This window comes from Spirillospora sp. CA-142024, assembly GCF_050942325.1.
In the GTDB taxonomy this organism is placed as follows: domain Bacteria; phylum Actinomycetota; class Actinomycetes; order Streptosporangiales; family Streptosporangiaceae; genus Spirillospora.
On the sequence record NZ_CP192077.1, the window covers coordinates 6,901,691 to 6,914,677 of the forward strand.

The 12,987-nt window shown below is 72.7% G+C and carries 9 protein-coding genes; 4 read left to right on the forward strand and 5 right to left on the reverse strand.

Annotation, left to right across the window (positions count from 1 at the left end; translation table 11 throughout):
• The first annotated feature begins 8 nt into the window (after nt 1-8).
• Nucleotides 9-3,260 carry a formate dehydrogenase gene (gene fdh / locus ACQPZP_RS32630; protein WP_433473535.1) on the forward strand — a complete coding sequence of 1,084 codons (3,252 nt, stop codon included), beginning with the start codon at nt 9-11 and terminating at the stop codon, nt 3,258-3,260.
• Here the strand turns inward: fdh and selD are convergent.
• The 3 genes from selD to selA are packed head-to-tail and all read right to left on the reverse strand — an operon-like array spanning nt 3,257 to nt 7,322.
• A complete protein-coding gene (selD, locus tag ACQPZP_RS32635; protein ID WP_433473536.1) occupies nt 3,257-4,243 on the reverse strand; it encodes a selenide, water dikinase SelD in 987 nt (328 codons plus the stop codon). The two genes, fdh and selD, sit on opposite strands and share 4 nt — an antisense overlap.
• Complete coding sequence (locus tag ACQPZP_RS32640) at nt 4,240-6,003, reverse strand: SelB domain-containing protein (RefSeq protein ID WP_433479715.1); 1,764 nt, start codon at nt 6,001-6,003, stop codon at nt 4,240-4,242. Before ACQPZP_RS32640 ends, selD begins: the two co-directional genes overlap by 4 nt.
• Entirely contained in the window at nt 6,003-7,322 is a 1,320-nt protein-coding gene (gene selA, locus ACQPZP_RS32645) for an L-seryl-tRNA(Sec) selenium transferase (RefSeq protein ID WP_433473537.1), read from the reverse strand. The genes ACQPZP_RS32640 and selA overlap by 1 nt, the downstream gene beginning before the upstream one ends.
• Before the next feature lie 101 nt (nt 7,323-7,423).
• Between selA and ACQPZP_RS32650 the strand changes: the two genes are divergently transcribed.
• From ACQPZP_RS32650 to ACQPZP_RS32660, 3 genes are all read left to right on the forward strand, one after another.
• Nucleotides 7,424-7,942 (forward strand): MarR family winged helix-turn-helix transcriptional regulator, encoded by a 519-nt coding sequence (locus tag ACQPZP_RS32650; RefSeq protein WP_433473538.1) that lies wholly within the window; start codon nt 7,424-7,426, stop codon nt 7,940-7,942.
• Nucleotides 7,939-8,781: an EamA family transporter gene (locus tag ACQPZP_RS32655; protein WP_433473539.1), complete on the forward strand. Its 843-nt coding sequence runs from the start codon at nt 7,939-7,941 to the stop codon at nt 8,779-8,781. The genes ACQPZP_RS32650 and ACQPZP_RS32655 overlap by 4 nt, the downstream gene beginning before the upstream one ends.
• Nucleotides 8,782-8,911: 130 nt before the next feature.
• On the forward strand, nt 8,912-10,183 hold the full coding sequence (locus ACQPZP_RS32660) for a PucR family transcriptional regulator (protein ID WP_433473540.1): 1,272 nt from the start codon (nt 8,912-8,914) through the stop codon (nt 10,181-10,183).
• A gap of 15 nt (nt 10,184-10,198) precedes the next feature.
• On the opposite strand, the gene ACQPZP_RS32665 is transcribed toward ACQPZP_RS32660, so the two are convergent.
• Both ACQPZP_RS32665 and ACQPZP_RS32670 read right to left on the reverse strand, forming a co-directional pair.
• Entirely contained in the window at nt 10,199-11,956 is a 1,758-nt protein-coding gene (locus ACQPZP_RS32665; RefSeq protein WP_433473541.1) for a fatty acyl-AMP ligase, read from the reverse strand.
• Nucleotides 11,953-12,930: an acyl-CoA desaturase gene (locus ACQPZP_RS32670; protein WP_433473542.1), complete on the reverse strand. Its 978-nt coding sequence runs from the start codon at nt 12,928-12,930 to the stop codon at nt 11,953-11,955. Before ACQPZP_RS32670 ends, ACQPZP_RS32665 begins: the two co-directional genes overlap by 4 nt.
• Nucleotides 12,931-12,987 lie beyond the last annotated feature (57 nt).

A 12,987-nucleotide genomic window follows, 5' to 3' on the forward strand; every position in this document is an offset into this window, starting at 1 on the left:
GGTGTGACGTGGGCGTTCGTACATGGATCGGATCATGGCCCGTCTACCGCCAGTTCACCGGCGATGATCCGCTGGGCCGGGGAGCCGCGGCCAAGAGCGCGGGCACCGAGCGGATCACGGCGAGGGTGAGCACCGCCGACCAGGTCGTCAAGTCGGTCTGCCCGTACTGCGCGGTCGGCTGCGGGCAGGACGTGTACGTCAAGGACGGCAAGGTCACCCAGATCGAGGGCGACCCGGACTCACCGGTCAGCCGGGGGCGGCTGTGCCCGAAGGGCTCGGCCAGCCTCCAGCTGACCACCGGGTCGGCCCGCGAGCACCACGTGCTCTACCGGCGCCCGCACGGCACCGGATGGGAGCGGCTCGGCCTCGGCACCGCGATGGACATGATCGCCGACCGGGTGATCGAGGCGCGCCGGCACGGCTGGCAGTGGGACGAGGACGGCCTGCGGGTGCGGCGGACGCTGGGCATCGCGAGCCTCGGCGGGGCCACGCTCGACAACGAGGAGAACTACCTGATCAAGAAGCTGTTCACCGCGCTCGGCGCGGTGCAGATCGAGAATCAGGCGCGCGTTTGACACTCCTCCACCGTTCCCGGTCTGGGAACCTCGTTCGGACGCGGCGGCGCGACCACCTTCCAGCAGGACCTGCAGAACGCGGACTGCATCGTCATCCAGGGCTCGAACATGGCCGAGTGCCATCCGGTCGGGTTCCAGTGGGTGATGGAGGCGAAGGCGCGCGGGGCGAAGCTGATCCACGTGGACCCGCGGTTCACGCGGACGAGCGCCCTGGCGGACGCCCACGTCCCGCTGCGCGCGGGCAGTGACATCGCGTTCCTCGGCGGGATCATCAACTACGTCCTGCGGAACGAGAAGTACTTCCGCGACTACGTCGTCTCCTACACCAACGCCCCGGTGATCGTCACGGAGGGCTTCCGCGACACCGAGGACCTGGAGGGCGTGTTCTCCGGTCTGAACCCGGAGAACCGCAGCTACGACCACAGGACGTGGCAGTACGCGGGCCTGGAGGTCCAGTCGGCCGCCGGCGAGCGGGACATGGAGTACGGGGAGCGCATCGAGGCGGTCTCGGAGTCGGGACGCGGCGAGGCGCACGGATCCGGCGGCGCCGCGATCGGCGAGGGCGAGCCGGAGCGGGACCCGACCCTGGAGCATCCGCGATGCGTGTTCCAGGTGCTGAAGCGGCACTACGCGCGGTACACGCCGGAGATGGTCGAGCGGATCTGCGGCGTCCCGCAGGATCAGTTCCTCCAGGTGTGCGAGATGCTCACAGAGAACTCCGGCCGGGACCGGACGTCGGCGTTCGTGTACGCGGTGGGCTGGACCCAGCACACGGTCGGCGTCCAGTACATCCGGGCGGCGGCGGTGCTGCAGGGGCTGCTCGGCAACATCGGGCGTCCGGGCGGCGGCATCATGGCGCTGCGCGGCCACGCGTCCATCCAGGGCTCCACGGACATCCCGACGCTGTTCAACCTGCTTCCCGGCTACATCCCGATGCCGCACGCGCACACCAACGAGAACCTGGACGCGTTCCTTGTGGCGGAGGCGGCGCACAAAGGCTTCTGGGGCAACATGCGCTCCTACTTCGTCAGCCTGCTGAAGGCGTACTGGGGCGACGCCGCGACGGAGGACAACGACTACTGCTTCGACTACCTGCCGCGGCTGACCGGCTCGCACAGCACGTACGAGACGGCGATGGCGCAGATCGAAGGGCTCTGCAAGGGCTACTTCCTGATGGGCGAGAACCCGGCCGTCGGCTCCGCCAACGCCAAGATCCAGCGGCTCGGGATGGCGAACCTCGACTGGCTCGTCGTCCGCGACTTCTCGCTGATCGAGTCGGCGACGTGGTGGAAGGACGGCCCGGAGATCGAGTCGGGCGAGATGCGCACCGAGGACGTCGGCACCGAGGTGTTCTTCCTGCCCGCCGCCGCGCACACCGAGAAGGACGGCAGCTTCACCAACACGCAGCGGATGCTGCAGTGGCACCACCAGGCCGTGGAGCCCGCCGGGGACGCGCGCAGCGACCTGTGGTTCATGTACCACCTGGGCCGCATCATCCGGCGGAAGCTCGCCGGTTCGACCGACGAGATGGACCGGCCGGTCCTCGACCTGACGTGGGACTACCCGACGAAGGGCGGCCTGGACGAGCCCGACGCCGAGGCGGTGCTGGCCGAGATCAACGGCCACGACGGCGAGGGGAACCCGCTGTCGTCGTACACGCAGCTCAAGGACGACGGATCCACCTCGTGCGGTTGCTGGATCTACTGCGGCTGCTACGCCGACGGCGTCAACCGGCCCGCGCGCCGCAAGCCCGGCAAGGACCAGCACTGGGTGGCGCCCGAGTGGGGGTGGGCGTGGCCGGCGAACCGCCGCATCCTGTACAACCGCGCGTCCGCCGACCCCGACGGCAACCCGTGGAGCGACCGCAAGGCGCTCGTCTGGTGGGACGCCGAGGCGGGCACGTGGACGGGCCACGACGTGCCGGACTTCATCGCCGACCGTCCCCCTGACTACAAGCCGCCACCGGACGCGACGGGCCCGGACGCGATCGCCGGTGACGACCCGTTCATCATGCAGGCGGACGGCAAGGCGTGGCTCTACGTCCCGGCCGGGCTGATGGACGGCCCGCTGCCGACGCACTACGAGCCGCAGGAGTCGCCGCTCACGAACCCGCTGTACAGGCAGCAGCGCAACCCGGTCCGGCATCTGCTGCCGCCGCATCCCGACAACCGGTACGCGCCGAGCGGGGAAGAGCCGGGGACCGGCGTGTACCCGTTCGTCGCGACGACCTACCGGCTCACCGAGCACCACACGGCGGGCGGCATGTCGCGGTGGCAGCCGTACCTGGCGGAGCTGCAGCCGGAGTTCTTCTGCGAGGTCTCGCCGGAGCTCGCGGCCAAGCGGCACCTGGAGAACGGTGGCTGGGCGACGATCGTCAGCCCGCGCGCCGTCGTCGAGGCACGGGTCCTCGTCACGCGGCGGATGCAGCCCCTCGTCGTGGACGGCCGGACGCTGCACCAGGTCGGCCTCCCCTACCACTGGGGCCCGAACGGCTACAGCACCGGTGACGCGGCGAACGAACTGCTGCATCTGTCCCTGGACCCGAACACGCACATCCAGGAGGCGAAGGCGCTCTCGGTCGACATCCGCCCGGGCCGCCGGCCGCGCGGCGCGGCGGCCGTCACGCTGGTCCGCGAGTACCGGGAGCGGGCCGGCATCACCGACCGGACCGGCACCGAGGTCTAACGGACGACCAGCGGATGCCCGGCGGCGGGGATCAGCTCGCCGATGACGGGCGCGCCGGGGACCTCGCCGGCGACGAGGAGGCCGCCCGACGTCTGCGCGTCGGCGAGGAGGAGGCGGTCCTCCTCCCCCGCCCGGCCGAAGTCGGTGTGCGGGGCGACCCAGTCGAGGTTGCGGCGGGTGCCGCCGCTGACGTATCCGTCGCGCAGGGATTCGCGGGTGCCGTCCAGGTACGGGACGGCGGCGGCGTGGACCACGGCGGTGACACCGGACGCGCGCGCCATCTTGTAGAGGTGCCCGAGCAGCCCGAAGCCGGTCACGTCGGTGGCGCAGACGGCCCCCGCGCCGAGGGCGGCGGCCGAGGCGTCGCGGTTCAGCTCGACCATGGTCGCGACCGCGTGCGGGAACACCTCGCCGGTCGCCTTGTGGCGGTTGTTCAGGATTCCGAGGCCGAGGGGCTTGGTGAGGCTGAGCGGCGTGCCCGGCTTGCCGGTGTCGTTGCGGAGCAGGCGGGAGGGGTCGGCGATGCCGGTGACGGCCATGCCGTACTTGGGTTCGGGGTCGTCCACGCTGTGGCCGCCGCCGACATGGCAGCCCGCCTCGGACGTGACGTCCAGGCCGCCGCGCAGGACCTCGCGCGCCAGGTCGAACGGCAGGACCTCGCGGGGCCACGCGAGCAGGTTCACCGCGACCAGCGGACGGCCGCCGACCGCGTAGACGTCCGACAGCGCGTTCGCGGCGGCGATGCGTCCCCAGTCGTACGGGTCGTCGACGACGGGGGTGAAGAAGTCGGCGGTGGCGACCGTGGCGAGGTCGTCCTGGAGCCGGACCACGGCCGCGTCGTCACCGGTGTCGAGCCCGATGATCAGCTCGGCGTGGGGCTCGGCGGGCGCGGTGTTCAGGCCGGCCACGACGTCTTCGAGCTCGCCGGGAGGGATCTTGCATGCGCAGCCGCCGCCGTGCGCGTACTGGGTCAGCCTCTTCATGACGTCCCTTCGATGCAGCGGCGGCGGAGGTCGTCCACCCTGGCCGTGTAGCCCTCGTCGTCCAGGAGTTCCAGGAGCGGGACGGCGACGCGGCGGGTCGTGCCGAGCGCGCGGCGCGCCTCGCTCAGCGTGAACGGGCCGTCGAGCTTCGCCAGCAGCACGGCGGCGCGGGCGTCGTCGCCGGGCAGCAGGACGATGCCGTCGGCGACCTTGAGGAGCGCGCCGGTCGCGGCGGCGACCGCCAGCATCTTCGGCGTGAGGCCGAGGCCGGCGAGCCGGTTCGCGTCCGGGGCCTGGAACGGGTGCTCGGCGAGGTCGCGGCGGACGGCGTCGATCGCCTTCCGGACGGCCGGGGGGAGTTCCGGGGCGGTCGTGCGGCCGTAGATCCTCCCGTCACGCTGATGCAGGCCGCGGGCGAGAGCGTCCACGAGCGCGCGGTCGGGAAGGCCGAGGGCGCGCCGGGCGGCGTCGGCGGGAAGCCCGGGGTCGGCCGGGTGCGCGGCGGCATGATCTTCGACGGCCGATTCGAGGCGTCTGCGCAGGTCGTCCCAGTGGCCGGGGTCGGCGAGCCAGTCCCCCGCCACCGGCTCGGACGGCACGGGGACGCCCATCGCGACCAGGTCCGAGCGCGTGATCAGGCCGCGGCGGCGCAGTTCGGCGGCGCCGTCCGGGCGCCCGGTCGCCGAGGCCAGCACACGGGCACGGGACGCCGCGGCGCCGCGGCGGGTGAACGGCTCCGGGCGGACGTCCAGCACGGTCACCCCGGCCGGGACACGATGCCGTCCGGGGTCGCGGAGCAAGGCGACGTCGCCGATCCGCAGCGGCAGCGCGCGGCGCAGCGACAAGCGGGCGGTGTCCTCGCCCAGGGGGCGGACGTGCACCGGCACCGCCGCCGAGCCCACGTGGAGCGTCAGTTCGCGGGGCAGGTCGTGTGCCGGGTCGCCGCGAAGGCGCACGTCGACGACCTCGGTGGCGAGCCAGCGTCCGGGGGTGAGCAGTGCGTCGCCGCGGCTCAGCTCGCCCGCGGTCCCGTGCAGGTTGACGGCGACGCGGGCGACGGGCCCGACCTTCCGGTGGTCTTCCTTGAGGCTCTGCAGGCCGCGCACGCGGAGGGTCTCGCCGCCGACGGCGAGGCGGTCGCCGACGCCGATCGTCCCGGCGCCGAGAGTGCCGGTCACGACGGTGCCTCTGCCCTTGACGGTGAAGACGCGGTCGATCCAGAACCTTACGTCGGCGTCCTCGTCAGGATCGGGCAGCGATCCGGCGAGCCCTTCCAAGGCCGTGCGCAGATCATCCAGGCCGTCGCCGGTGGCGCCGCTGACCACGACCGATCCGATCTCGCCGAGCGAGGTGGCGGCGATGCGGGCGAGCGCCTCGTCCCGCACCCGGTTCGCGGTCGCCTCGTCGGTGAGGTCGCGGCGTGTCACGGCGAGGAGGCCGTGCCGCACGCCGAGCGCGTCCAGGACGGCCAAGTGCTCCTCCGACTGCCGCTGCCAGCCCTGGTCGGCGGCGACCACGAACATCACCGCCGGGACGGGGCCGACGCCGGCCAGCATCGTGGTGACGAGCCGCTCGTGCCCGGGGACGTCCACGAACGCGAGGTCGCCGCCACCGGGCAGGGCCGTCCAGGCGAAGCCGAGCTCGATGGTCAGGCCGCGCCGCCGCTCCTCCTCCAGCCGGTCGGGTTCCATGCCGGTCAGGGCGCGGACGAGCGTCGACTTGCCGTGGTCGACATGGCCGGCGGTCGCCACGACGTGCATCATCGCGCCGCCGCCCGGACGGCCCCGGCGAGGTCATCATCCTGATCGGGGGGGACGGAGCGCAGGTCGAGCAGGCACCGGCCGTCCTCGACGCGTCCCATCACGGCCGGGACGCCCTGCCGCAGCCGGGCCGCGTACGGCTCGGGCACCGCCACGGCCGCGCTCGGCAGGACGACCCCGGGTGCGCCGCCGCCGCCCACCGCCGCCTCACTCTCGACGGCCAGCGCGTCCACCCCCTCGTCGCGCAGGCGGGCGGCGAGCCGCTCGGCCCGCTCCCGCAACGTCGCCTCGCCGGCGTGCAGGGCCGCGTCGGTGGGCGTCCGAGGCCCGCGGACGGTCGCCTCCAGCGCGGCGAGCGTCATCTTGCCGACGCGCAGCGCCCGGGCGAGCGGATGGCGGGCCAGCCGCCGCACCAGGTCGTCCCGTCCGAGGACGAGCCCGCACTGCGGCCCGCCGAGCAGCTTGTCGCCGCTCGCGGTGACCAGGTGGGCGCCCGCCTTGAGCATGGACGCGGCGTCCGGCTCGTCCGGAAGGAGGGGCTCGGGGGCGAGGAGCCCGGAGCCGATGTCGGCGACGACCGGGACCCCGAGCCCGGTCAGCTCGGCGACGTCGGCCCCTCGCGTGAACCCGGTCATGCGGAAGTTCGAGGGATGCACCTTGAGGACGAAACCGGTCTCGTCGCCGACGGCCGCCGCGTAGTCGTCCGGTGTGGTCCGGTTCGTCGTCCCGACCTCGCGCAGCCGGGCGCCGGTGGCGGCGAGCAGCTCGGGAATCCGGAACCCGTCCCCGATCTCCACCATCTCGCCGCGGCTGATGACGATCTCCTTGCCGGACGCGAGCGCCGTGGCGGCCAGCACGAGCGCCGCCGCGCCGTTGTTGACGACATGCGCGGCCTCCGCCTGCGGCACCCGCTCACGCAGCGCCGCCAGCACGGACCGTCCCCGCTTGGCGCGCCGCCCGGTCTCCAGGTCGAGTTCGACGTCCGTCGCGCCGGCGGCCACCGCGACCGCGTCGCGTGCGGCGTCCGACAGCGAGGCCCGCCCGAGGTTGGTGTGCAGGAGGACGCCGGTGGCGTTGATCACGGGACGGAGCCCGGAGGCGGTCACCGGCAGCGACGTGAGGGCGGCGTCCGCCACCGCGTCCGGCGGGATCTCACCGCTCCGCGCCCGCTGCTGGGCCGCGACTATCGCCGCCTTGACCACACCGCGCCCGAGCCGTTCCGACGCCTGGGCGAGCCGCGGATCGGCGAGCAGCGCGTCCGTGCGGGCGATCCGCCGCCGCCCGTCCTCCCCCGCGTCAGGTGCGGCTCCGCGATCCATCAGGCGACCTCCGAACACCAGCGTTACCCGCCAGCATCGCACGCAAACGACGCCGCGCCGGGGTGGGACACACCCGGGTTCCACGCTATAATGCATGAGTCATGCATGATCGATTGGGGAACCTGCTGGGCGCCGCCTCGCTGGCGGTGACCGACCTCGTCGTGGCCGGGGCCACGGACGCCGGACGGGTCAGCGCGAGCGGCGCGGCGGCGCTGGTCGTCCTGTCCGCGGCGCCCGATCTGGGCGTCACCGAACTGGGGCGGCGCGTCGGGCTCACCCAGTCCGCCGCCGCGCGGATGGTGGACGGGCTGCAGGCCGCCGGCCTGGTCCGGCGCCGTTCCGGCGGAGGGCGGGTGGTCCACGTGCGGCTGACGCCGAAGGGCGAGGAGGCGGTGCGCGGGATGCTGGCCGCGCGGGGCGCACCGCTGGCCGAAGTGCTGACCGTCCTGGACGACGACGAGCGCGAGACGCTCACCGGCCTGCTCGCCAAGCTGCTCACCCGCCTGTACGAGGAGATCGGCGACTCGGACGTGATCTGCCGCCTCTGCGACCGGCGGTGCTGCACCACCGGCGCGGTGTGCCCGGTCGGCCAGGCCGAACGCGACGCGGGAGGCGTGTGACCGGCGTCCTGCTCGCACTGACTTCGGCGCTGCTCTACGGCGTCGCCGACGTCTGGGGAGGGCTGCTGTCCCGCCGCGCCGACTTCGCCGCCGTGGCGCTCCTGGGCCAGGCCGGCGGGCTCGTGTTCGCGGTCGCGGCCGCGCTGTTCATGCCCGCGACCGAGATCGCCGCCACGGACCTGGGATGGGGCGCGTTGTCGGGCATCGGAACGGGCCTGGCGATGGTCTTCCTCTACCGGGGCATCAGCAGGGGCGATCTGAGCGTGGTCGTCCCCGTCAGCGCGGTCGGCGGGGTCGCGCTGCCGGTCGTCGTCGGCGTCGCGTTCCTCGGCGACCGTCCCGCTCCGGCGGCATGGATCGGGATCGCCGTCGTGCTGCCCGCGCTGTGGCTCGTGTCCCGGTCGCGGTCGGAGGAGCGGGGCACGGTGCGCACGGCACTCTTCAACGGGCTCGCCGCCAGCGTCGGGATCGGTGTTCAGTACTTGGCCCTCGCGCAGGCCGGCGACGATTCGGGCATCTGGCCGGTCGCGGCGGGACGGGTGGCGGCCGTCGTGGCGGTCGCGCCGATGATGTGGTCGCCTGAGCGCCGTTTCCCGTCCGGGAGGATGTGGTTCTGGTCGGCGGTGAACGGAGGGTTCGCGGCCGCGGCGCTCGTCTGCTACCTCCTGGCCACCCGCGAGCAACTGGTCGTCATCGCGGTCGTGCTGTCGTCGCTGTACCCGGTGGTGCCGGTGCTGCTCGGCGTCACGGCGCTGCGCGAGCGGCTGTCGTGGCCGCAGGCCGCCGGGCTGGGCGGCGCCGGTGTGGCCGTCGTGCTGCTGACCCTCGCGTCGCAATAACGGAACCAGGTTTTGTGCGAATTCGCGTGTCGCATTCGCAGGGCGTGACAAGGAATCGGGCGGTCTTGTCATCGATGTGAGTGTCCTGTGCGGCGTCCGCTACTTAGCCTGACGGCCGAGGTGTCCGCTCATGGAGGTGACACTTTTGACGGAACTGCACGAGAGGTCCGGGGAAGCCGATGCCATAACCGACGATCTTTCGGGTGAACCGTGGCGCGACGTTCCCCGGGAAGAGGCGCAGTGGATTCGCCCGCACCTCCCGGCACTGGTGGACTCCATGGTGGAAGGCGTGCTGCGGCACGTCCCCGAGTACGCCCGGCCGGACGACCCCGTCTACACCGAGGTGATGCGGGTCGCGGTGGCGCAGGGCATGGGGCATTTCGTGCAGATGATCGCCGACCCGGACGCGTCCTGGCAGGAGGTGCACCAGGTCTTCTTCGACATCGGGTACGGCGAGGCGATGGAAGGGCGCTCGCTGGAGCATCTGCAGAACGCGCTGCGGGTCGCGTCCCGGACGGCCTGGCGCTACCTGTCGCGGGAGGCCGAGCGGCTGCAGAAGCCCCGCATGCTGGCGATCACGCTGACCGAGGTGAACTTCGCCTACCTGGACCTGCTGGCGTCCGCCGCCGCGCAAGGGTACGCGCGGGCGCGGGAGAGGACGGCGGGCGAGCGGGAGCAGCGCCGCGGCCGGCTGCTGAGCCTGCTGCTGTCGGATCCGCCCGCGCCGCCGGACGTCGTCGCCGAGCAGGCGAACCTCGCGGGCTGGGCGCTGCCCGGGCGGCTGGCGGTGATCGTGCTCGGCCCGCGTCCCGGCGGCGGCGGGGAGGGGCCGGCCGGCCTGCCGCCGTTCCTGCTCAGCGGGGTCGACCGGGGGCGGCCGTGCCTGGTGATGCCCGACCCGGACCGGCCAGGCGGACCCGACCGGCTCACCGCGACCCTCGGCGGGTGGGTGGGCGCCGTCGGCCCGTCGGTGCCGGCCGAGCAGGCCGGGATCTCCCTGCGCTGGGCGCACCGGACGCTCGACCTGATGGCGGCCGGGCGGCTCACCCGGGACGGGCCCGGCACGCTCGTCCACGCCGACCGGTACGTCCCGGACCTGCTGCTGCAGGAGGGCCGGACGCTCGCCGAGGCCGCGGCACGGCGCCGGCTGGCCCCGCTCGGCGCGCTCGGCCCGCACCGCGGCGCCCGGCTCGCGGCGACGATGCTGGAATGCCTCAAGCACGGCTTCAACGCCACGGACGCGGCGGAGACGCTGTGCGTGCACCCGCAGACCGTCCGGTACCGGCTCGCGCAACTGCACGAGATCTTCGACTACGACATCGAGGATCCGGCGATCCGGCTGGAGCTGATGCTGCTGCTCCCCGTCTGGCTGCGGGACAACGCCGACGGTGAGCACACATAGATCGCCCACCAGTGCTCATCCAGGTCGTGCCGCCACCTCCGTGACCGGCAGCCTTCCGTCGAGGTAGGCGAGGCGGCACGCGGACCGGGCGATCTTCCCGCTGCTGGTGCGCGACAGGCCGCCGGGCTCGATCAGCACGAAGTCGTGGACGCGAAGGTCGTGCTGCTGGTTCACGGCCGCCCGCACCGCCCGCGCCACCTCGTCCACGTCGAGCAGCGCGATCGGCACCCGCCGGTTCCGCTCGGCGATGACGACCAGGCCCTCGGTCTCGCCCGTCTCGACGGACACCGCGCAGGTGTACTCCCGGCGGATCGCCTTGTGCGCGCCGGAGACGGTGAACTCGATGTCCTGCGGGTAGTGGTTGCGCCCGTCGACGATGACCAGGTCCTTGATCCGTCCGGTGACGAACAGCTCCCCGTCGTGCAGGACGCCCAGGTCTCCCGTGCGCAGCCACGGCCGCCGCGGCAACCCGCCCGGGTTCGCGAGCTCCGCCTCGAACGTCTCCCTGGTGGCCTCCGGACGTCCCCAGTAGCCGGCGGCGACGTTGGGGCCGTGCACCCAGATCTCGCCGACGTCGCCGTCCGCGAGCCGGACACCGGTCTCCGCGTCGGCGATGACGACGTGCTGGCCGAAGGACGTCCCGCAGGCGATGAGCCGGATCGCACCGGGCGCGCCCGCGTCGCACGGTTCGGCGACGCCGCGGCGGAGCCCTTCATGGTCGAACGCCACGCGTGCCGGCTCGCGGAACCGGGACGAGGCCGACACGTAGACGGTCGCCTCGGCCAGGCCGTAGGCGCACACCTGCGCCTCGGGCCGGAGCCCGCAGCCCTTGAACGCCTCGTAGAACCCGGTGAGCGTGCTCTCCCGGACCGGCTCGGCGCCGTTCATGAAGACCTGGACGCCGCTGAGGTCGAGCTTCTCCTTCTCCTCCTCGGTCACCTGCGCGGTGAGGTATTCGTAAGCGAAGTTGGGCCCGCCGGTGAACGCGTGCCTCTGCTCGCTGAGCAGCTCCAGCCAGCGGACAGGACGCATGATGAACGCCACCGGGTCCATGATCACGCCCGGGTTGCCGTACACGAGCGGCAGCGCGACCGTGGTGACCAGGCCCATGTCGTGGAAGACCGGCAGCCAGTTCACGCCGGACGACTCGCGGGGGATGCCGTCGAACGTCCGCCACAGCTGCTCGGCGTTCGTCGCGAAGTTGCCGTGCGTGATGATCACGCCGGCCGGGGTGCGGGTCGAGCCCGACGTGTACTGCAGGTAGGCCACGTCGCCGGGGTCGATCGGCTCGGGCGTCCAGCCGGGCTCGGGGTCCACCCGGTCGGCGACGATGACCTCCGCGGGCTCCCGGACGGAGTTGTCGGCGAGGAACGACCGGACGTGCGGCAGCGACGCGCTCGTGGTGATCACGACGTCGGGCTCGGCGTCCCGGTAGACGGCGAGGAGCCGGTCGGCGTGGCCGGGCAGGTCCGGGGAGAACAGCGGGACGCCGATCACGCGGGCGTACATGGCGCCGAGGAACCCGGTGACGTAATGCGGATCCTGAGGGGCGAGCAGCGCCACTCGACGACCTGGCTCGGTGGCGCGGCGGATCGCGGCGGCGATGGAGCGGGCACGCCGGTCCAGTTCGCCCCAGGTGACGTCGGTGGCGACGCCGTCCGGGTCCGCCATGTAGTCCATGAACGTGTACGCGCGGTCGTCCGGGAAGTCCTCGGCGAATCGCGAGAGACGCTCGATGAGGGGTGTCCGGTCGAGCGCGGGGAGGCCGGTCATGCCGCTTCTCCGTCGCGGACGACGCCGTCGCGGACGACACGGCGGACACCGAGGCGCTCGTGGTCGGGCCAGCGGACGTCCCAGACCCAGCCGAGCCTCTCGAAGACCCAGATGACCCGGGCGCTGATGTCGATCTGGCCCTTGAGGACGCCGTGCCGCGCGCAGGTCGGGTCGGCGTGGTGCAGGTTGTGCCAGGACTCGCCGAACGACGGGATCGCCAGCCACCACACGTTGCGGGCCTTGTCGCGGGTCTGGAAGTCCTCCTTGCCGAACACGTGGCAGATCGAGTTGATGGAGAACGTGACGTGGTCGCCGATGAAGACCCGCATCACCCCGGCCCAGAACATCGCCGTGACGGCCCCGTGCCAGGAGAACGTGAGCAGCGCGCCCAGCCCCATCGGGACGAGGAAGGTCGACACGACGATCACGGCGTAGACGGGGTCGAGCGACAGGAACCGGATGTCCCGGTCCTTGAGCAGGTCGGGCGCATATTTGCCGCGGGACGTGCGGTCCTTGCTGAACAGCCAGCCCATGTGCGCGTGGTAGAGGCCCTTGGTGAGACCCCAGACGCCGGGACCGTACGCCCACGGCGAGTGCGGGTCGCCTTCCTGGTCGGCGTACTTGTGGTGGCGGCGGTGGTCGGCGACCCAGCGGACGACCGAGCCGTGCATCGCCTGCCCGCCGAGAACGGCGAGGACGATGCGCAGCCACCGCTTGGCCTTGAAGCCGCCGTGCGTGAAGTGCCGGTGGTAGCCGACGGTTATCCCGATCGCGTTCAGCGGATACAGGAACGCGAAGATGGCGACGTCCGTCCAGCCGATCCCCCAGCCCCACAGGAAGGGGACGGCGCCCAGCAGCCCGATGATCGGCCCGACCACGAACACCACGACCGCGACGCGCTCGGGGAACGGGACGGTGCCGGAGATGTCCGGCTGCGGGGTTCGGCTGCCGACGTCGGCGACGCCCGCTGTCATGTTCAGGACTCCTTGTTTCGAGGTGCGGGGGTTTCGAGTTGCCGGGTGTTGCAGGTC

What these genes read in the sequence shown, in the direction of transcription:
- selD (WP_433473536.1), bottom strand. Translation starts at nt 4,243, where the DNA reads ATGAAGAGGCTGACCCAGTACGCGCACGGCGGCGGCTGCGCATGCAAG.
- ACQPZP_RS32640 (WP_433479715.1), bottom strand. Translation starts at nt 6,003, where the DNA reads ATGCACGTCGTGGCGACCGCCGGCCATGTCGACCACGGCAAGTCGACG.
- selA (WP_433473537.1), bottom strand. Translation starts at nt 7,322, where the DNA reads ATGGATCGCGGAGCCGCACCTGACGCGGGGGAGGACGGGCGGCGGCGG.
- ACQPZP_RS32650 (WP_433473538.1), top strand. Translation starts at nt 7,424, where the DNA reads ATGCATGATCGATTGGGGAACCTGCTGGGCGCCGCCTCGCTGGCGGTG.
- ACQPZP_RS32660 (WP_433473540.1), top strand. Translation starts at nt 8,912, where the DNA reads ATGGAGGTGACACTTTTGACGGAACTGCACGAGAGGTCCGGGGAAGCC.
- ACQPZP_RS32665 (WP_433473541.1), bottom strand. Translation starts at nt 11,956, where the DNA reads ATGACCGGCCTCCCCGCGCTCGACCGGACACCCCTCATCGAGCGTCTC.
- ACQPZP_RS32670 (WP_433473542.1), bottom strand. Translation starts at nt 12,930, where the DNA reads ATGACAGCGGGCGTCGCCGACGTCGGCAGCCGAACCCCGCAGCCGGAC.